Raw genomic sequence first — 18676 nt, 5'->3', positions numbered from 1 at the left:
GAACTCGTGCATCCTCGATAATTACCCAAGTATTTTCGTACAGAACGTGTAGCATCCGTCCGAAACAACCACCGCGCGTCTTGCGGAATCGATGAAATTTAGTTGAGGGATTGCACGTGACGCTCGATTACGGTCAAACACAAACCTGATCCTTCGTTAATCAAGTTCATTTCGCTAAGCGTGAAGGAACGCTGCTAAACCGACCGGTAGCGGCTTGCGATCAATATCCCGTTAGAATAATGAATGAGCAACGTCAACTCCGACACGATTCCAGGTTGCTCTTAGAATGCGCATTGTCTGCCAAGAAACCGTTGAGGCAGTCGGCTACTTGTGTCCTGGCGGTACGGTCGAAAATAGTGCCTTGTCCCTGGAGCATCACTACCTTCGAAGTGCTTCTGGAGGACACTGGAAACTATGCACTACGCTATCGGAACGACTCATTCATAAACCTAAAAATGATTGATCGAATCCATGTGTTCCCAATTGCTTCACGAGCGGACTCATTTTATTGTGCGGAGTGTCAATGCGCAAAAGCTGACAAGAATGAGAGAGGGCTATAAAAGCCCTCTCAAGTAACTCAGCCAGGAATGACTCCTTCCGAGTACATGTCCGCTGCGATTCTCCAACCTTGAGATTCAAGCTTCCAAACGAAGAGGCTCTTCATGTTGAAAGTTTCACCATCCTTTGGCTGAACGCTCCAAGTCACCCATGTGTAAGCGACAGTGGGCACCAGTGCACGCAGTCGATCGATACGTATACTGGCCGAACGAGTGTCACCTAACATGCCGGCAACGAGCTCGGCTAAAGCGGCGCTTCCTGAGTAGAGCTCAGGGGTGCCCGCTCCAGTGATTTCGGTGTCATTGGTGTAAAGTTCCTTCACGATTCCTGAAGCATCCTGTTCTTTCCAGAGCGCCTCAAGGACATCCAGACGCTCTCTGAGAGCAACGTTCAATTCATCCGACTGTTGCATTGTAAAAAACCTCTTCTTTTAAGATTAGAAATCAGGTATCAACGACGTCCGTTAAAATAACCGCCAAGTTGATGGGTGACCTTGCCGAAGGTACAAATCAATGAACGAAATTGTTCCTTTCCATAAATTTGGGTACGAGGAATTGAGCTCATGACGTCGTAATGCTTCGAACCACCCATGATCCCCTCAGCAAGCACCCGACTTACTACGTGGCTTGGCGTGACGCCAAAGCCTGAATAGCCCTGCACGTAGAATGCATTCGGTCGTCCAGGCAGCGTGCCGATTTGCGGAAAAAGGTTTGCCGAACACTCCATCGGCCCCCCCCATGCGAGATCGATTTTCACGTCTTTCAAGTAGGGAAAAATATTCAACATCAACTTCCGATTCCATTCCTTCAAGTTGTTAGGGATGTAATCGACGAGGTATGTCGCGGCACCGAAAAGCAGCCGATTTTCATTAGTGACCCGAAAGTAGTCGATCACCGGTCGGATATCACTGAATGCACCGCGAATCGGACTGATTTGCTCGATCAATGCATCGGAAAGAGGTTCGGTAACCAGTTGAAAGGCATATGTACTGATCATGGTCTTATGCAGCTCTGGCTCAAGACGATCAAGGAAAGCGCCGCAGGACCAAAGGATTTTCTTTGCTCGCACCGAGCCCTTAGCCGTACGGACCTTGATGGTATCACCGTAGGTCACTTCCAAAACCGGAGTATTTTCAAATACGCGGCCACCGTGACTAACAAGCGCCTCAGCCTCGCCCAGCAACAAGTTCAAAGAGTGAATATGACCATTGCCCATATGCATCAACGCGCAGCTGTAGGCGTCCGAACCAATGATTTTCCTGACATCGGCGCCCTCCAGATAAGCAATTTCGCAATCTGGACTTAGTTCTTTATATTCTTTTTCCCAAGCTTGCAGCAGTTTGCCTTGGCGCTTATTAAAACCAAGGTAACCATAGCCATGACGAAAATCCGCATCGATACCGTATTTATTTATACGGCTTTTGATAATTGCGGCACCTTGGTCGCTGATCTCGAAAATGGCACGAAGACCATCTTCGCCGACATCTTTACGGATTTTTTCCAGGTCATGACCTATCCCTGCCATGACATGTCCGCCATTTCGTCCCGACCCTCCGAACCCTAAGTATCGTGCTTCCAGGACAACGACGTTCTTGACGCCTCGCTCCGCCAGTTCAAGTGCAGTATTGACACCGGAGAACCCGCCACCGATCACAACTACATCAGCCTCGATGTCCTGTTCAAGGTCGGGAAATTTCAGATCGTACTTACGAGTAGCCGTATAGTAAGTAGTTGGCGTTTCTACAGAGAGCATGATATTTCCTCACAACAATACGTTGATCAAATCATCAATTAGGCGTCGGGACGGAATCAAGTCTTTGTTCTTATTCGTCGATGACACCAAATCGGTCTCTTGTTTCAATGCCTACAGGGAGGGTGCTATGCGATATAACGAAACGCAAACCACCCTCTGACCGGAGCCGACGGCACCAGGGCCGTACCCTATTCAAGGCCTGCGGCCGTCTGATCGAATCGGCAGCATCCAATAGAGCGCCCCATAGAAATTCAAGAGACACCCTTATTAAAACCCCGGTTTGACCAATGCGCCATGAGCTACAGAGTCAATTAGTTGACCGAGACTGCCATGTGGGGTGAGCCAGCATAGAAATCCACTACGGACGACGCAGCCTAGATAGTTAACATGTTACCAAACGAACCAGGCGCTCTCGCCATGTGGGAATTTCCGGCCACTTTTCTGGCCTTTCTTCGGCAGCATCAGGTTGAAGAAATCCGATTGACTCAATCCAATACGTAACTCATTGAAATTAAAGAAAAATAAATTAACTTCAATTAACAAATATTGGGCCTGTTTTTTGCTTAGATAGCTTATGTGCAACCCGATCCACGCAAAATCGCTTCCGAGCAGCGCACTGGGTCACTAGAAAAAGACGCGTAATACCGTCCAAGGTCTATTCAATTTGAGTGTTCGTGCTGGAAAGAGGTCGAAATGAACAACGTAATGCATACTGGCGAGCAGGGCTTTGAAGAGTGGAACCAATACCTGTCCACAAGCTGCGGAACCTTTCGAGCTGAACCACCATTAGAGCAGGGCTCGGCTACATTTGTAGGCAGCATCATCTCGTCCCCTAGCGTTAACGCACTTTGCCCTGGCTCAAGAATCATCAGTAACTGTCATCACATTCACCGACACCAGAGTGATATCCGCCGCGACGATCGGGATTTCTATTATCTGGTGATGCAAATGAATGGTTCTGGAGTAATGTGCCAGAATGATGGCCAGACGCTTCTGAAACAGAATGACCTCGTACTCCTGGACGTTAACAAACCGTGCGACTTCTATTTCACAGGTCTCTCGGACCAACTGTCACTGATCATTCCCCGTCGCTATATCGAGTCGCGATTCCGAAATCGCGAAATATTGCTCAATCACCGTATTGAGGCAAATTCCAGGCTGGGATCACTCATTGGAATGCTTGCTCAACAACTTTTCGACGTGGGAGAGGCAGAGACGGAGGAGTCGGAAGCGATGCTTGACGCCCTGCTAACCCTTATGAAGCCTAGCGTGAGGGAAAGCCCACCGCTCACACACATGTATCAGCAACAGACTCAGTCATTGATGCTTCAGAAAGCTAAAGTGTGCATCGAGAAAGAGTTAATTAATAACGCACTTTCTCCTTCAATGATTGCTGATCAGGTCGGGACGTCAGTTCGCAATCTTCATCGTTTATTCGCAAGCTGCGACACCACAATCGGTCGCTACATTCTGGAAAGAAGACTCGAACAGTGTGCAGACGATCTCAAGAACGAAGGTGCCCACGAAAAGGTTTCCAGTGTTGCTTACAATTGGGGTTTTAGTGACGTGAGCCATTTTTCCCGCTCCTTCAAGGCCAGATTCGGCATGTCACCGAGAGAGTTTCGCATGCGAAAAACCACCTACTCGTAACCTTTATCATCAGAAACTTTTGATCTGACGCTGCTCATTTTGAAATTGTGCAGCATGAGATCAAGACTGAAAGATACTAAAGAAGAGCGTTCTCAAGTGGTCGAACCGCCAGCTTGCCCCTTAAGTGCCCCACAATTTAATTTCATAAAGCAGTAACCAATTTAAAAAACCAAAAACGAAGTTTTTAGCTTTGTTCTGTCGATATAAAACCTTCAAAACTGCGATCAACTAAAAACTTAAGCGCTGACTAAAACGCCTACATAAACTTTAAAGTGTGCTTTTTCAAAGTAAGCAGCGACTCAGTATAGCCTTCCCTAAAACAGGAAGCCGCCACTTGATGATCACGCAAAAACCAAGACGTCGCCTCGATAATCTCTGGGAGATCTCAAATACTGTTTCTTGAATATTTTGCTGAAATGCGCCGAGTCCGAAAACCCCCATCGGTATGCAATTTCCGTAATACTTTCATGGCGCAGACAAGGATTAGCTAAATCTCGGGCACATCGTTGCAGCCGCTCTCTCTGAATAAAACGACAAACACTGTCTCCAGTATTTTCAAAAGAGCGGTATAAATGTCTGATCGATATTCCTAACTTATTAGCCATCCATTCTGGGCTTAAATCGAGCCGATGCAAGTGATCGCATACCATTCGTTCAATTTGGCGCCGAAAATCATTGGTTTGAAAAATTTCCTCAAGGCCGTTACCATTTGGGCGCTCCACTAATGTAGGCTGGATCAACGCAACTAAAGCATCCTGCATTCCTACCCCATCATCACTTGTGAAATATCTATCGTGATCAAATATAATCTGATTGACGAGTGAACGTAATAACCGCCCACTAGGACAATTAGTTTGTAATTTACCGGACAGTGCCCCATGGATTTTGAGAGACCGTACTCGATCACGCGAAACAGAAATTGACACTTGCTCAATAAGACCTTGCGGCTCGACGCTACACTCACCTGCCTGATCCATTATCGCCATCTCGCCAGGTGCCAGCTCCACTGACTGCCCATCCAGATGTAGCTGGCAAAAACCTTTGCGTTGCACAACCAGGAAGCAATATTGATCATCGGCGTTGTCGACGCTTTGCCGAAATTTGGCAATTCTTCCAGCATTCGTGCGAAGCTCAGCAAAGCCAACGCCGCCAAGATCACGCTGGATCATCTCCCCTATAAACAAGGAGTGCTCACTTCGAGGGTAGGTAGTAAAGGAGCCGCATGCGCTTCGAATTGCTTTATCCCAGCGCACTGCTTCGGACTGCAGCCCATCTTGGCTCATGATTGGCTCTCTTAGCGGCTGTCATGCCAGCTTTTCTTGGATTTATAGCGATAGTTAACATGTTATTTAGTAGAAAATCAACTACCGCCCGCCCACCTATTTCCAAGCAAAAATCGTGACAACTCCATAAAAAAGCCGCGACCATTTCTGGATTGCGGCTTCGGGTCTGAGCTTTTTCAACGCAAATCGTCAGACCTCATGAAGGATTCTTGACAGGTTGCGATACAGCTCTGGACGTGCCAATTTGAACCACCATGCAGTGAGCAATCCGACCACTCCCACGGCTAGCATTCCCAATGGGATTGCCTCGTTAAAAACTGACTCCCCACCCGTTAAAAGAGGCATGTTAGTAACTATTACTATCAACCCGCACGCCAAAGCTATCGCGCTCGCTGCCGGAGCCAGCAGGCGCTGCCAAAGATTAGTGCCATGGCTCTCACGATGGAAAAAGCGAATAACCGCCATTGAGGTTAACAATTGTACCGAGACAATCCCGATTGTTGCAGGCGCACTTGAAATGGGTAGCACCTGGGTCATCGGATCTACATGAAGGGCACCAAACACGACAAGAACCACAACACAGAAGAGCGTCTGGCAAGCGCTCGCTACGTAAGGCGTCTGATGAGCTTGATGGGTGCGTGCAAACCGGTGCCATAGAATACCTTCGCGCCCCATTGCAAACAGATATCTTGACAAGGAATTATGAAAGCTCAGCAGTACCGCGAACAAACTGGTAATTAGCAGGATGTTCATTGCATCAGCCAAGCCTGGCCCTACCAACTTGGTCGCCAGCGCAAACCAGATCCCACCCGCATCCTGAGTCACGCCTGCAACTATCTGGTCAGGCCCCACAGCTACTACGAGAAGCCAGGAAGAGACAGCGAAAAATCCCATGATAATCAGCAAAGCCACATAGGTCGCTCTCGGCAACGTTCGAGCAGGATTTCGAGCTTCCTCAGCATAGATAGCCGTAGTTTCAAAACCCATGAACGCAGCTCCGACAAAAACCAGCGCAGCTCCAAACCCGGGCACGAACACATTACTTGGCTCGAATGACGCAACGCTATAACCGGATGGCCCTCCTCCGTGATAAACAACTGCTGCGTCGAAGACGACTATCACTGCCATCTCCGCGAGCATCAGGATTCCTAAAAACCTGCCATTAAACTCTACATTCCGAGTGCCAAAAAACTGTACCAGCACTGCGATCACGATAGACACCGCCCACCATGGTACTGGCAGCCCTAAATGAGCTAACGATTCGGCACTAAAGAAACCTATCAATGCATAACAAGCGACCTGCATTCCGGCATACGCCACTATGGCCAAAAATGCTGAGGCGGTCCCTAACGGTCGCCCTAGCCCCGTCGAAACGTAGGCATAAAATGCTCCGGCATTTCGAATGTGACGCCCCATCGCGACAAAACCGACCGCGAAAAGCAGGTAGGCCAGGCCCACCACCAGAAAGGTGCCAGGTATTCCTATACCGTTCCCCATCTGAATGGCAGTTGGAACGGCTCCAATCAGCCCCGTTAGCGGTCCGTTGGTAGCTAGTACAAAGAAAACGATACTCCACATACCGACTGCATTTTTTCGTAATGCACCAGCATTGACACTTGGCGACTCCATAATCGGCCCCTCATTAAAACATTGGAAGGAATGCTGCCAGGAGACATTGCGCTGCAGTCTTCGCTCCGTCTTGTCCATACTGGTACGAGACTTGTTTTTTTCTGCCAGATCGATAAGCCAGCAGTGCCTTTGGCACTCTTAGACGTATGCATGTCAGGGATAACAAAGAATACAGAGCAGTCGTGGCCATAGCCTTTGAGTAGCACCGGGCAATATTTACCCGACTGCCTAGACCAGCTCGCGGCTTGCCGAGTGCCCCCTGTATATAGGTCCTGGAGATTATTATCGTGACACACCAACCGATGCACTCAACGCTGCTCTATCGATCCGTTTCACTGGCGGTACTCGTAGGATTGTCGCCGCTCGCAGGCGCCCTTCAACTCTATGCAGATGGGCAGACCCAGATTGACGCCAAACTGCAGGCAGCCGCCGGAGCGTTCTACAGTAGAGAGAATTACGCTCAATCTGGCACGCGTGCTAAAGGATCTAGCAGCTGGCAAGAATCAGCGTTTCAATATGGATTAGATCTCAAACACTCCTCCAATAGTTTTGGAAATTCTTATGCGGCGCTGAACTGGGTGTCCACAGGGACTTACGGCGATGGAGATCCAGCTGGCTGGTCAAATGGCTCGGAGCGTACAACCAAGATTGAAGACGCATACATAGGTTGGCGGTCTGCCGAACTGTTTCCCCAGCTAGGAACTGACGGGATCGACTTCTCCGTCGGTCGTCAGAATATCGTCATCGGTGACGGCTTCCTCGTATCAGGAGACGCCTTAAATCTTGGCCGCGAGGTCGCCGACGGAAGGCAGAATCGAGGAGGAGCTTATTACCTGACCTCTCGCAAAGCTTTCGACCAGACGGTAGTGCTGCGCCTTGGAGGTAAGCAAGGCTGGCGGAGTGACTTGATGTGGCTGAAGTCAGATAATCCGGGCCAGGCTAAACCAGAGGTAGCTGTAGGTACTCTTGAACACGTGAATGAGAAGGGCACGATAGGCCTGACATATTTAAAAGTGCTTGATACCGATAAGGAACTGGCGGACCTTTTCTTCCCCGAGCGGAAGGGCATGAAGCAATACAGCGTCAGAGCGCAAGGCAACGCAGGTGTTCCTAATCTGTTTTTAGCAGGTGAATACGCCAGGGAACACAAGAGTAGCGGCGAAGAAAATGCCTGGTATATGGAAGCAGGCTGGACGTTTAGCGACCTGCCACTCAAACCAGTTGTGAACTATCGCTACAGCCGTTTCTCTGAAGGTTACGATCCATTGTTTTATGGCAACGGTCGAGCGTTGGGCACCTGGTACCAAGGTGAAGTCGCTTCCAACTACGCTGGTCCATTCAATAGCAATACGCAAGTTCATCATGTCGGCATCAAAGTAGCCGCGGCTCCTTCGGTAAACGTGGGCGCACTGCTTTATGATTTTTCAACACTCGACCGCAGTCGCAAAAACCTAGATGGGCGAGAGGCAGACCTGTACGCAGAATGGACGATAAATGAACACTTCACCCTATTGCCGCTAGTTGGCTTTTACAAACCCGAAAAAAGCGATGCCAGCGGCGGCACCCAATTGGGTAGCAGCGACACCAACCTCTATGCTCAGGTAATTTTGGCAGCATCGTTCTAAACAATTCGACTTAAGTGCATGGAGGCACTTATGTCGAAAGTAAGGCTAACTGGACAATTTATTGGCAGCTTAGGCTGCCCTTAAACTCTAAAGCGTGCAATAAAGTCAGTGCTTTTGCTGATGCAACATTGTCTGAATTTGGTGGGTGGCTTGACGGGTATTCTCAGCTAGCTTGCGTACTTCATCGGCAACTACGGAAAATCCCCGTCCCACATCGCCAGCTCGGGCAGCTTCTATCGCCGCGTTCAAGGCAAGCAAATTGGTCTGATCGGCAATTCCCTTAATTACACCAACCACTGCTGCGATCTGCTCGTACGTTGCCCGGTTCTGTTCGAGCATTTGCTTATGAGTTTCCTGCGCCGAGCGCTCGTCGGTAATGTCCCTAACAGCACCAATGACGCGACTCAATTTCCCCTGCTCATTCTGCACCGCACGCCCACGCTCTCGACACCAAATGTACTCGCGAGTCTTATGACGCATCCGGTATTCATACACGTATTCTCCGCTGCCATTAGGGCTCAAGATTTCACGCTCAAAAACGGCCTGGATCGATGACTGGTCGTCCGGGTGGGTGATACTGAGCTGTGTATCCCAACCATCGGGCAACTCTTGTGGGCCATACCCCATCAACACGCGGAACTGGTTGGAGAACCGCATGCGGCTGCCGGGGTCCTCGATCCGCCCATTCATCACGGTGACGTCCCAACACCCTTCAGTTAGGGTCGACTGCAGAAGCTCCCAAACTTTTGACTCGCTTTCATGATGGCGAGTGCTCTCATTTAACTGCAGGATTAGCGAGTCCATCTCCTTGATGCGGTGATTTGCTTTTTCGAGTTCCTCACGCAAGCGTTCACCCTTCTGCTCGAACATCTCTAACTGATAAGCCTGACGCGCCACAACCTCTTGAATCTCAAGCAACCCTTGTTCTGTTTTGCACTTTTCTATTTCGAGCTGCTCAAGACTTTGTACCAGCTCACAGTGGGGCTTTATCGATAGCGAATGACGTACTTCAGATACCTGCCCACGCAAGATTCGGTTCAATACTTCAGTTAGCTCACTCACCAGATTACTTTTGTTAAAGAACATGTGTGCACCGTTTGCCATTGAGCCCTTGATTGACGAATCTGACCCCAAGCTCGGATAAATTTCTTGTCCGCTTGCGCCAGTGAAATTGTTCGCTAACGCCAAAAAGACGCAGGTCGAAGCAATTCTTCTTTGGCACTCACCGCCTGGTTCATGGCCGAGAGAGCAAAGTTAAATCTTGACTTTTCCCATAGACTGGTAAAAACCTGATGCATTGATGCTGCACAGATGCTACGAAAGTATAATGCACAATTTGTCAGTCAACTGATTTCCGATATTCATCAGGCAGTTTTCGAGCATCAATTGCGAATGAAAGCTACCTAAGCCTTGACTCACGGAATAAATATCGGTCGAGATATGAAAGAGATTCGTACGGACAATGATGACTGTTATTTTCTCGTTCACCAATTGCAAGGTTCAGCGACTCTCAACATTGGGGAGTGTGCCGCACAACTTGAGCCTGGCGATATGATTGTACTGAAGGCGGCGAAGAAATCTGAATTTAATTTCCTAAGCTCGCCCTACCAAATATCCATTTGCTTACCGCGCCAGCTTGTCGAAAAAGCTTATTCCGCTCACCCCAAAATCGTGGGAAAAACAATTTCAGGAAGGTCCAACCTAGGCTCGGTTATCGGACCATTCGTGCAAGAACTCTTCACCTTGCTAAACAGTCCGCAAAATGAAGTGGAGGCAATGCACAAAGCGCTATTAGCGTTACTCAGACCTTTCGACGAATAATCAAAGGCACGCTAGATGGGCAACTATGATATTGGCGACCTCAGTAGGCTCTACCGACAGTAGTAGTCAGCACTTCAACCCCTACTTCCCCGATGAGCACCTAGAACTCCGTCGCTGCGTGATGGAGTTTAATCTATATGAGCGGTCAGCTGAGTCAGCGAACCGCTCTACAGCGACCCAGCAAGTTATGCTGTCGATGCTTTTACCGCGTACATCGGGCTTCGCATTGGCGCTCGCAGCCTGATGCTTGTCAGCCACAGACAATTAGCCGAGGCTGGCTTGTCACTATTATGGGGAGGACGAAAACGCATTCGAATATCAGGGCTGCCCGACCCGCATGACATTTTTTACTTGACTGACATTGCCTCCGCTATCAACCATCCGGCGCGCAATGGAGACCGACCTGATAGAAGCCGTATGAGCAGTTTTCTGAATATTTGCTACTCCTTTCTCGAGTCCGCGCCATGACACTCCGCTCCCTCTCCGTTGCCCAGAAAATCACGCTTCTCGCTAGTCTTCGTTCATTTATTGTCGTGGTCTTATTATTGGGCACCACCCTACTGCGGTTGCAAACAAGCCTGGATCTCGTGCGCGATTCAAGCAGCAGAATGCTTGACGAAGCGGCACGGCAAGCTCAGAGCTTCCAGGACGACTCCCGAGTTGCGCGCATGCAGTGATATTTTGATGCAGCAAATCTTTACGGCCTGGAATTTGCTCGCCAGGTACTTCACGCAGCGTGAGCTAGAGGAGCGAGGCGTTCCGGCCCACCTCCGGCGTGAAACACTGGTCTATCAGACACCATTTGCACTGCAACAGGATCCCGGATTACTGCAGCTATTTGTAGTATTCGAAACCGCGAACCGGATGGCGCGGATGCTTAATTTAGAGAAACAAGCAATCTTGGCAACGAGAGTGGGCGTTCGACAATCTATTGGGTTCAGCGCACGTCAAGTAAACTTGAACCTATAGTAGGCGATAAAAAAACCTTAAAGGACACAACACTAGACGCATCTGGACTCCCATATAACAGCTGGTATAGCTACCCAATAGAAACCCGGAGAGACTGCATCAGTGAACCCTATTTAGATGCTCAGTCCAGCCACTATCAGCCTCCCGTTACTTTCTGAAGGAAAAGTCATCGATATTGCGGTCGCAGATATTAATCTTGATCAACTTCAGAAGCCCAGTCCGAAAGGTAGCCAAGCGCTATACGCGGGTCAGGAAAAAATGAGCATTGTATCTAAAAGGGGTACAGTATACCGGTGATAGTCAGGACGCCCTACGGATGAATTGGGAGCTTTGCCGAACGCCTTCAACACTATTCTCGACAAGCTTCAGCCGGTCATTCAAGAACTCAAGGATTGCGTTGGCACAAACCAATCGCTGGCCGACCGTTATGCAGTTATTGCACAGAAAACAAGTATGAGAATGCAGCAGCAGTTTCGCGAAATCGACTAGGTTGCCACTGCGTCCCAAGAAATGTCCGCCACGGCTAATGAAGTCGCGCAAAGTGCCGCGCAGGTATCCAGGGCAGCTCAACAGGCAGACACTGCTGCCCACGACCGACTCGTGGAAGTGGCACGCACTCGCGATAGTACTTTACCTAAGAGCTGGGCAATGCCAGTTTCAACTCTCAAAAATTGTCGGCCAATAGCGCTCAGATCGATTCGGTACTCAAAATCATCGAAGATATTGCTCAACATACAAACTTGCTGGCACTAAACGCCGCTATTGAAGCCGCTCGCGCGGGGAAGCAAGGTCGAGGCTTTGCATCAGTGGCTGACGAAGTGCGTCATCTTGCTCAACGAACCCAGATTGCAGTGGGCAACATTCAACAAGTAATATGTGAACTCCAGCATGACATCTCACGTATTGCCGAAGTAAACAAGGAAAGCCAACAGCAGACGCACGACAGCGTCGCTAATGTCGGTCAAATGGTGGAAACGCTACGCCTGGTAGGTGATGCCGTCACGACCACCACCCGTATAAACCTTCAAATTACCAGCGCGGCGGAAGAACAGAGCAGTGTTGCAGAAGAAATCATCCGCAGCGTGACACTCATTCGTGATACGACGGACTCACTGACTGAACAGGCTGCTGAGTCGGCCAGCGTGAACGACGCTCTCAACCAGCTAACAGCTCATCAGCAAGCCCTCATGCAAAGATTTCAAGCCTGAGTTCACTCCTCCGCAATCCAACTTAAAAAGCAGGCACTCCTCCATCTGAAGTAAATGAGTCTGCATAGGTAAGCTGGCAGTTTCAGTCATGCGATTGGCACTCTGAAGCTTGTAGCAACGGCCAAATCTAGTATTTCATAGCTCCATCAATTACATTTGCACCACTGCCATATTATTTAGATCCTTAGAAGTAAAGCCACACCAAACTCACTGGACAGTATAGCCGCCCCATTTCCCTTATATAGTTAATAGTGGAGTCGCTTCGGCAAACTAGATCATTCGAGCATTTACTCTTCATATACTCACACCTTCTTTACATCGAAAGGAAAGGCAGTTACTGAAAAAGCAAGACACAGCGCAAGGAAACTCAAAACTGTAAAATTATTCTCACAAAAAGCATCTAAAATCCAGAAAGCAGCAATGAAAGAATAACGAATTCCAAAGTACTTACACGTCAAAAAAGTTTTATCTAAAACTGGAAATGAAATGGCCTCACCAAGTTGATCGACCGAAGAAACAGCTAGCATGATTAGCTATTTACATTTATAGATAGTCGGTGCGAGGTCTATCCATTAGGAATGGAGGTCCGCCGCGTTATGACTATTGATGTTTTCAATCCTCATAGCAAAAGCTTCTATCGCCCTATAGACGCGGCATTGCGCTGGTGCAATCTCACTCGCTACGAAGCCCAAATTATCCGGGCGGATTGGTCTCGTCCTGAGAACCTTGCAACCCTCTTTCCCCAATGGCCCAATCTTCACATCGCTGTCGAAAGAATTTTAGACGCCATACGCAATGGTGAGCTGCCGTATGGCTGCCTCGGCATTTCTGTTCCTTTGGGAAGCTATGTAGAGCCCTATCAGCTGACCATCCGCCATTCGGACTTACGCCGTTGGATGGAGATTCATTACCCCGACCATAAGCCTAGCTTTTTATTCGAGTCCGGAGAGGATGCATCTGCAAAGGTAAGTCTCGGAACTTTTCTTTCATTGAAAGCAGATCGAGACGAGCTATCGAGGGCGTTCAAAGCGCAACAGCAATACATTCAAGAAATTCTAGGAGAGCTCCAGTCGATTGGACTTGAGAGAGATGATCTCAAAGCCTTGGCCAAAACGAATGGCCAACTCAGCGAGCGCAGCGAACTGACCTATCACAACATCATTGGGGCATTGGTCAGTCTTCTCTTGGACCATTCGCCCGCCGGAAAACCTCTTTCGGTATTCACGAATCAAGCAGCCATCGTTGATGCCATTGTCGCCCGTCACAAAGATGTGCCCGGCCTCAGCAAGCGCACGCTGGATGAAAAGTTTGCCGTGGCCAATCGTAGCCTCAAAAAAAATACCTGATCGAGCCAATTGCGTTGCAATAGGGTTGATTGCAATGCAATGACTCATCCGCCGTGGTGCGATTCAATCCATGTCACTTCCCACCACGCGCCAACTGGCGCCAGGAGTGACCAGCATGTCCAACCCATCGGTACCCGCAGTCGAAGCACCTCAACCCCAACGCCACATCATGCGACGTGATGAGGTGGAGCAAAAAACCGGCTTCAAACGTGCGCACATTTACAACCTGATGAAGGAAGGCAAGTTTCCGCGGGCGAAGCGTATCGGACTGCGCGCAGTTGGCTGGGACTCACTGGAAATCGAGCACTGGATTGCAGAACGCCTTTCGCGACAGGAGTGAGGTGATGCATGTGGTCTCGGTGGTTTCCACCAAGGGTGGGGTAGGCAAAACGACAGTAGCAGCGAACCTCGGTGGCCTGTTGGCCGATGCTGGCCTGCGTGTGCTGCTCTTGGATCTGGATAGCCAACCCACCCTCTCCAGTTATTATTCATTGAGCCGGAAAGCTCAGGCAGGTGCGTACGAGCTCATTGCACTCAATCTAACAATACCTGAACGAATAATATCGAGGACTGCAGTCGTCGGTCTCGACCTGATTTTCTCCAACGACGATCAAGGTCGACTGAGCACCTTGTTGCTGCATGCCCCTGACGGACGACTACGCCTGCACAATTTGCTCAATGAGTTGTGTCTCAATTATGACCTGCTTTTGATCGATACTCAGGGAGCACGCAGTGTACTGCTGGAAATGGCAATCCTGGCCTCCGATCTCGCCCTCTCTCCCATCACGCCAGAAATGCTCGCTGCCCGCGAAATGCGCCGTGGCACCTTGAAGCTACTGAGTGAGCTCGAACCGTTTCGCCACCTAGGCATCGACCCGCCGCCCTTACGGCTCTTACTGAACCAGGTGAACGTCAATCGAGTGGACACCCGGATGATCATCCGAAGCCTGCGCGAGACTTTCGCAGAAGCTACCAATATCTCGGTGCTAGACACCGTGATCCCGGACCGGGTGGCATATATCAATGCCGCATCCCTCGGCTTACCGGTCCATCGAATAGATAAGTGCCCGTCGAGTAAACGCCGACGCTCGCAGTGTGCGTTAGAAATCATGCAAGCGCTGGCCATCGAATTATTCCCTGAATGGCGCGAAGCGATCTCATCGGTAATGAGGTGTGCGGAGCCTCGATGAAACAAATCGCCCAATCAGCATTTCACCAATTTATTTTTGTTTGATCAGCCTTGAGCCCAGCAGGGCTTGGTAAGGAGTTTTCTAATGTTGGATCAGTTTCCTATCGTTGTTCAGCCTTCCATTCGGCCACGCGACGCGGCTTGCGAGGAGTACTGCACCGTGGTTTTTCGTTTGCAAGGAGGGCGCTCGGCCATGGTTTGGTTCCTCGCAGAACTCTCCCAACATTTCGAAGGTTCAGGGACTGCCGAAATCGTGAAGTTCGAGGTCGGTGACCATTTGCTTAGCCGGCGTTAACCGAGGCGGTTCCGATGAAGAAACTCAGTCAGGAGGAAGTCACCGATAAGCTGCACCAGGACCACTTCACTCAAGGTCCTGGACTGGAGCGACTCTCCGATCCAGTCATCGACACTCCCATGCTGGTCACTCTGGAACAGTTACGCCCCTACGAACACAATCCCCGCTTCATCCGTAATCCGCTGTATGAAGATATCAAAGCCTCGATCCGTGAACGCGGGCTAGATCAACCGCCACCGATTACCCGCCGCCCGGGTGAAACCTCTTTCATCATCCGCAACGGCGGTAATACGCGCTTGGCGATTCTCGGCGAGCTGTGGCAGGAAACTCGCGATGAGCGTTTCTTTCGGATTCACTGCCTGTTCCGACCTTGGAGCAATGAAACCAACGCCCTACTCGGTCATCTGGCGGAAAGCGACCTGCACGGCCAACTCACGTTCATCGAAAGGGCCCTGGCGGTAGCCAAACTCAAAACCATGCTGGAGTCGGATGGCCCACAGCTCTCACAACGGGAGCTGGCCCGACGTCTTGCCGCTGGAGGCTATCCGGTTTCGCAGTCGCATATCAGCCGCATGCTGGACACCCTCGAACACTTATTACCTGCCATTCCACAAACTCTGTATGCCGGCTTGGGTAAGCCACAGATAGAACGTCTGATCGGTCTACGTAGTCAGGCTGAGCGAACCTGGAACCGCTATCCAACCGCCACAGTCGCGTTTGCAGAGTTCTGGCTGGAGACCATGGGCTACTTCGATGGTGATCCTGAATCCTTTGATCTTGAGCAGATCCAGGACGAATTGCTCGAACGCATGAGCCACTTGCTCGGACAGTCCTACCGTATGCTGGCCCTGGAGCTGAGCGATACCCAACGGGTCGTCTCCACGCCTGGGGCTGTCACCACCACGCCCTCAGAAAGCAGCCATCGACCAAGCGTGCATGAAACTGCGGCAGAGTTGCCCTCATCAGACACTAAACCCGAATCAACTGATGCCAAGAGCAAGGTAGAGCCAAATCCAGAAGAACTGCTCAGAGCACCCGAAACAAATGCTTCACCTGCGGTCAGCCCTCTAACACGCGTTCAACAGATTCGTGAGCAAATCAATCGCGAGATATCCAGCGAGGCGACGTCTCCAGTCGAAACCTGCCCAATCGACGACCTCTGGATCATCACACCACCGCTGGATACGCCCGAACAACTGCGTTTAGCCATTGCTGGACTGGCTCGGGAAATGGCGGCCTATGCCGGAGATGCCGAGAGCATCATTGATCAAAAGCTTGGCTTGGGCTTCACCCTAGACATTGAGCGACTTGATCTTTCAGCGCCTCGCTCGACCGGCGTTCACCTAATGCTCCTGGCCCTGCTACGTGCTCAAGACGAGGTGAACTGGGAGGACCGCAAGCAAATACCTTCCGCACTGTTCGGGCAACTGTTGTTAGGGGTCTATCAACTCTATCTGCCAGATCGACCAGTCACGGACGTGGGTCTGGAGCGACTGCCTGACAGTCTGTTAATCAAACTGTTTCGCCTGATCCGCCTGGCCCGGCGTCTAATCGACTTAACACTCATCTCTGAAGACAAAAACTCACCGGAGGAGCTGAGATGAACTTGTCCTTCAATATGCTCAATCAAGCCATGCTAACCCAGGTACTGCACGAACTGCGCCTGGGCAACCTGCAACGCTGCAAGGCACTTGGACTGAGTGAGGATGACATCTTCGTGCTGCAATCCTTACCACCGACCACGTTATCGCGCTTGGCCCATGCCACAGTCCCTTGGCTTGAGGTCAAGATTGACTCGCCAGTGCTGCATCGTTTGATTGAACAAGCTGAACGCGACGAACAGAACGAACGGTTGATCAACCGAGCGCTCAAGCTCGGCGCAAGCAGCACCATTATGTACCAGTGTTTTGGCTTGGCGCATTCGGAAACAGCCATGCGTCGGCGTCTACTCAAGATAGAAACTCGTAAAGGCCGCCCCCAACATTTAAGCGAAGCGCAGGAGCATGCGTTGTGGCAACGTTGGTGCCAAATACGAACAGAGGACAGCACCGAGGATAAACTCGACGCCATGATGATGCTTGCCGAAGAACAGCAGATCAGCTTGACCATCGTTTGGCAGCAAATCGACCAGTACAGCAACAAAACATGAATGCTGTTCCCGCCAGTCGCTGGCAACGTGTCCTGCAGCAATGCACACAGCAGCTGCATGAGCGCTGGCCAGCACGCCCTACCACTGAACAGCCCTCCAACCAGGCTATAAAGGCTGGTTTTCTGTTTGGTGGCCAATCACACGAAGTCGTGCCACGTCGGCTGCTGTTGGATAATCGGCTGACGCCATTGGAGCGAAATGCTTGGCAGGTATTTCGGCTCATGCTGCAAGGCCAGGGCGTGGTCATGCCGCGCTATGAGGATTTGCAGCCTTACCTCTCGAGCGTGCCCTACGGTGCGTCAGCCTCACGTGAAACCATTGCACGAGTGTTGACGATGCTCAGGCTCACTCGTTGGCTCAGTTTGGTTAGCCGCGGTCGCGACCAAATCAGCGGGCAGCTACAAGGTTCTTTGTACGTTCTGCACGATGAGCCGTTAACCCCCGCCGAAGCCATGGAGCTCGATCAGGACTACCTAGAACTGGTCGGACATGCCCTCGGTCATGCGACAAAGGCCGTGCGTATTGTCGCTCAGCACATTGTGGAGGAGGTCCGACAGGACACGAATATCGATCAGGGTCGGTTACCGACGCGGCTGGACAGTTGGGGCGAACAGTGGGCGCAGCAAGGCTTGGATCAGCCACCCGGTGATGCATTCCACGATTCCGAACGTGGGGAAGATCACCACGTTCGGAATCGTGCAGGCCCTCGTTCGGATTCCGAATCAGGCTCGAACCCTAACGTTTCCAGCACCGTTCGGAATCCGAACGCTGCCTGTACTGTATTAAAAGAAAGTAAATGTACGGTACCGCGCGCGACCTCTACTGTGGATAACCTGCACTGGCCCACTTCGCTGCGCCTGAACCCAAGCGAACGTCAGGCCATCGCCGTGGCGCTGAACAAGCTCAACCCAGCGGATCAGCAGGCGGTGCTTAACGAAGCGGGGGCACGCTGTGCGGCCGGTGGTATACGCAAGCCAGCTGCCTATCTGATGGGCTTGGCCCAACGTGCGCTGAAGGGCGACTTTCGTCCTTGGGCAAGTCAGGCCGAACCATCGCCCATCGCAGAGCCGCCCCCAACCGCCCCCTCGCGGCCATCTCGAAAAAAGGGCGAACCTGCATCAGCCCTCGCCCAAGCGTGCCTAAATGAGCTGCGCCAACTGCGTGGAGGCAGTGGACGTCAGTAGATTTGATGCCAGTGGCAT

Annotated in this window: 14 protein-coding genes and 2 pseudogenes; 11 read left to right on the top strand and 5 right to left on the bottom strand. The window is 50.8% G+C overall.

Annotated features, from left to right (window positions below):
* Positions 1-577: 577 nt before the first annotated feature.
* Together ACEN2T_RS10755 and ACEN2T_RS10750 are read right to left on the bottom strand one after the other, a co-directional pair.
* Positions 578-970, bottom strand: coding sequence for a YybH family protein (locus ACEN2T_RS10755; RefSeq protein ID WP_442116709.1), 393 nt, complete (start codon positions 968-970; stop codon positions 578-580).
* Between the two features lie 38 nt (positions 971-1008).
* The gene (locus ACEN2T_RS10750; protein WP_068578942.1) at positions 1009-2310 is read right to left on the bottom strand and encodes an NAD(P)/FAD-dependent oxidoreductase; all 1302 of its coding nucleotides are present in this window, start codon (positions 2308-2310) and stop codon (positions 1009-1011) included.
* 693 nt (positions 2311-3003) lie between these two features.
* Between ACEN2T_RS10750 and feaR (ACEN2T_RS10745) the strand changes: the two genes are divergently transcribed.
* Positions 3004-3960, top strand: coding sequence for a transcriptional regulator FeaR (gene feaR, locus ACEN2T_RS10745; RefSeq protein ID WP_083235643.1), 957 nt, complete (start codon positions 3004-3006; stop codon positions 3958-3960).
* A 341-nt stretch (positions 3961-4301) separates the two neighbouring features.
* Here the strand turns inward: feaR (ACEN2T_RS10745) and feaR (ACEN2T_RS10740) are convergent, their stop codons facing one another.
* Together feaR (ACEN2T_RS10740) and ACEN2T_RS10735 are read right to left on the bottom strand one after the other, a co-directional pair.
* A complete protein-coding gene (gene feaR / locus ACEN2T_RS10740) occupies positions 4302-5243 on the bottom strand; it encodes a transcriptional regulator FeaR (protein ID WP_442116708.1) in 942 nt (313 codons plus the stop codon).
* A gap of 189 nt (positions 5244-5432) precedes the next feature.
* A complete protein-coding gene (locus ACEN2T_RS10735) occupies positions 5433-6950 on the bottom strand; it encodes an APC family permease (RefSeq protein WP_265535503.1) in 1518 nt (505 codons plus the stop codon).
* A gap of 224 nt (positions 6951-7174) precedes the next feature.
* Between ACEN2T_RS10735 and ACEN2T_RS10730 the strand changes: the two genes are divergently transcribed.
* A complete protein-coding gene (locus ACEN2T_RS10730; protein ID WP_183702318.1) occupies positions 7175-8497 on the top strand; it encodes a hypothetical protein in 1323 nt (440 codons plus the stop codon).
* Between the two features lie 117 nt (positions 8498-8614).
* On the opposite strand, the pseudogene ACEN2T_RS10725 reads toward ACEN2T_RS10730, so the two are convergent.
* A pseudogene (locus ACEN2T_RS10725) lies at positions 8615-9154 on the bottom strand (methyl-accepting chemotaxis protein); the annotation flags it as partial.
* 783 nt (positions 9155-9937) lie between these two features.
* Here ACEN2T_RS10725 and ACEN2T_RS10720 point away from each other — a divergent pair.
* From ACEN2T_RS10720 to ACEN2T_RS10680, 9 genes and pseudogenes are all read left to right on the top strand, one after another.
* On the top strand, positions 9938-10318 hold the full coding sequence (locus ACEN2T_RS10720) for a hypothetical protein (protein ID WP_265535486.1): 381 nt from the start codon (positions 9938-9940) through the stop codon (positions 10316-10318).
* A 1682-nt stretch (positions 10319-12000) separates the two neighbouring features.
* Positions 12001-12495: pseudogene (locus ACEN2T_RS10715) on the top strand (methyl-accepting chemotaxis protein); the annotation flags it as partial.
* 596 nt (positions 12496-13091) lie between these two features.
* Positions 13092-13841 (top strand): hypothetical protein, encoded by a 750-nt coding sequence (locus ACEN2T_RS10710; protein WP_442116707.1) that lies wholly within the window; start codon positions 13092-13094, stop codon positions 13839-13841.
* 115 nt (positions 13842-13956) lie between these two features.
* The gene (locus ACEN2T_RS10705; protein ID WP_078823985.1) at positions 13957-14181 is read left to right on the top strand and encodes an AlpA family transcriptional regulator; all 225 of its coding nucleotides are present in this window, start codon (positions 13957-13959) and stop codon (positions 14179-14181) included.
* A 4-nt stretch (positions 14182-14185) separates the two neighbouring features.
* Complete coding sequence (locus ACEN2T_RS10700; protein WP_442116706.1) at positions 14186-15031, top strand: ParA family protein; 846 nt, start codon at positions 14186-14188, stop codon at positions 15029-15031.
* 84 nt (positions 15032-15115) lie between these two features.
* The gene (locus ACEN2T_RS10695) at positions 15116-15325 is read left to right on the top strand and encodes a hypothetical protein (RefSeq protein WP_442116705.1); all 210 of its coding nucleotides are present in this window, start codon (positions 15116-15118) and stop codon (positions 15323-15325) included.
* A gap of 14 nt (positions 15326-15339) precedes the next feature.
* A complete protein-coding gene (locus ACEN2T_RS10690; protein ID WP_442116704.1) occupies positions 15340-16929 on the top strand; it encodes a ParB family protein in 1590 nt (529 codons plus the stop codon).
* Positions 16926-17474 carry a DUF2857 domain-containing protein gene (locus tag ACEN2T_RS10685; RefSeq protein WP_442116703.1) on the top strand — a complete coding sequence of 183 codons (549 nt, stop codon included), beginning with the start codon at positions 16926-16928 and terminating at the stop codon, positions 17472-17474. The genes ACEN2T_RS10690 and ACEN2T_RS10685 overlap by 4 nt, the downstream gene beginning before the upstream one ends.
* Positions 17471-18658: an STY4528 family pathogenicity island replication protein gene (locus tag ACEN2T_RS10680; RefSeq protein WP_442116702.1), complete on the top strand. Its 1188-nt coding sequence runs from the start codon at positions 17471-17473 to the stop codon at positions 18656-18658. The genes ACEN2T_RS10685 and ACEN2T_RS10680 overlap by 4 nt, the downstream gene beginning before the upstream one ends.
* Positions 18659-18676 lie beyond the last annotated feature (18 nt).

The sequence above is a fragment of the Pseudomonas sp. W22_MBD1_FP4 genome (assembly GCF_052113765.1).
Lineage (GTDB): Bacteria > Pseudomonadota > Gammaproteobacteria > Pseudomonadales > Pseudomonadaceae > Aquipseudomonas > Aquipseudomonas sivasensis.
Note: the sequence above shows the minus strand (reverse complement) of the source record. Positions and strands in the feature narration are given on the sequence as shown.

Bases quoted from the DNA above. Each gene is read 5' to 3' on its own strand.
- ACEN2T_RS10755 (WP_442116709.1), bottom strand. From the start codon at position 970: ATGCAACAGTCGGATGAATTGAACGTTGCTCTCAGAGAGCGTCTGGAT.
- ACEN2T_RS10750 (WP_068578942.1), bottom strand. From the start codon at position 2,310: ATGCTCTCTGTAGAAACGCCAACTACTTACTATACGGCTACTCGTAAG.
- feaR (WP_083235643.1), top strand. From the start codon at position 3,004: ATGAACAACGTAATGCATACTGGCGAGCAGGGCTTTGAAGAGTGGAAC.
- feaR (WP_442116708.1), bottom strand. From the start codon at position 5,243: ATGAGCCAAGATGGGCTGCAGTCCGAAGCAGTGCGCTGGGATAAAGCA.
- ACEN2T_RS10735 (WP_265535503.1), bottom strand. From the start codon at position 6,950: ATGGACAAGACGGAGCGAAGACTGCAGCGCAATGTCTCCTGGCAGCAT.
- ACEN2T_RS10730 (WP_183702318.1), top strand. From the start codon at position 7,175: ATGCACTCAACGCTGCTCTATCGATCCGTTTCACTGGCGGTACTCGTA.
- ACEN2T_RS10720 (WP_265535486.1), top strand. From the start codon at position 9,938: ATGAAAGAGATTCGTACGGACAATGATGACTGTTATTTTCTCGTTCAC.
- ACEN2T_RS10710 (WP_442116707.1), top strand. From the start codon at position 13,092: ATGACTATTGATGTTTTCAATCCTCATAGCAAAAGCTTCTATCGCCCT.
- ACEN2T_RS10705 (WP_078823985.1), top strand. From the start codon at position 13,957: ATGTCCAACCCATCGGTACCCGCAGTCGAAGCACCTCAACCCCAACGC.
- ACEN2T_RS10700 (WP_442116706.1), top strand. From the start codon at position 14,186: ATGCATGTGGTCTCGGTGGTTTCCACCAAGGGTGGGGTAGGCAAAACG.
- ACEN2T_RS10695 (WP_442116705.1), top strand. From the start codon at position 15,116: ATGTTGGATCAGTTTCCTATCGTTGTTCAGCCTTCCATTCGGCCACGC.
- ACEN2T_RS10690 (WP_442116704.1), top strand. From the start codon at position 15,340: ATGAAGAAACTCAGTCAGGAGGAAGTCACCGATAAGCTGCACCAGGAC.
- ACEN2T_RS10685 (WP_442116703.1), top strand. From the start codon at position 16,926: ATGAACTTGTCCTTCAATATGCTCAATCAAGCCATGCTAACCCAGGTA.
- ACEN2T_RS10680 (WP_442116702.1), top strand. From the start codon at position 17,471: ATGAATGCTGTTCCCGCCAGTCGCTGGCAACGTGTCCTGCAGCAATGC.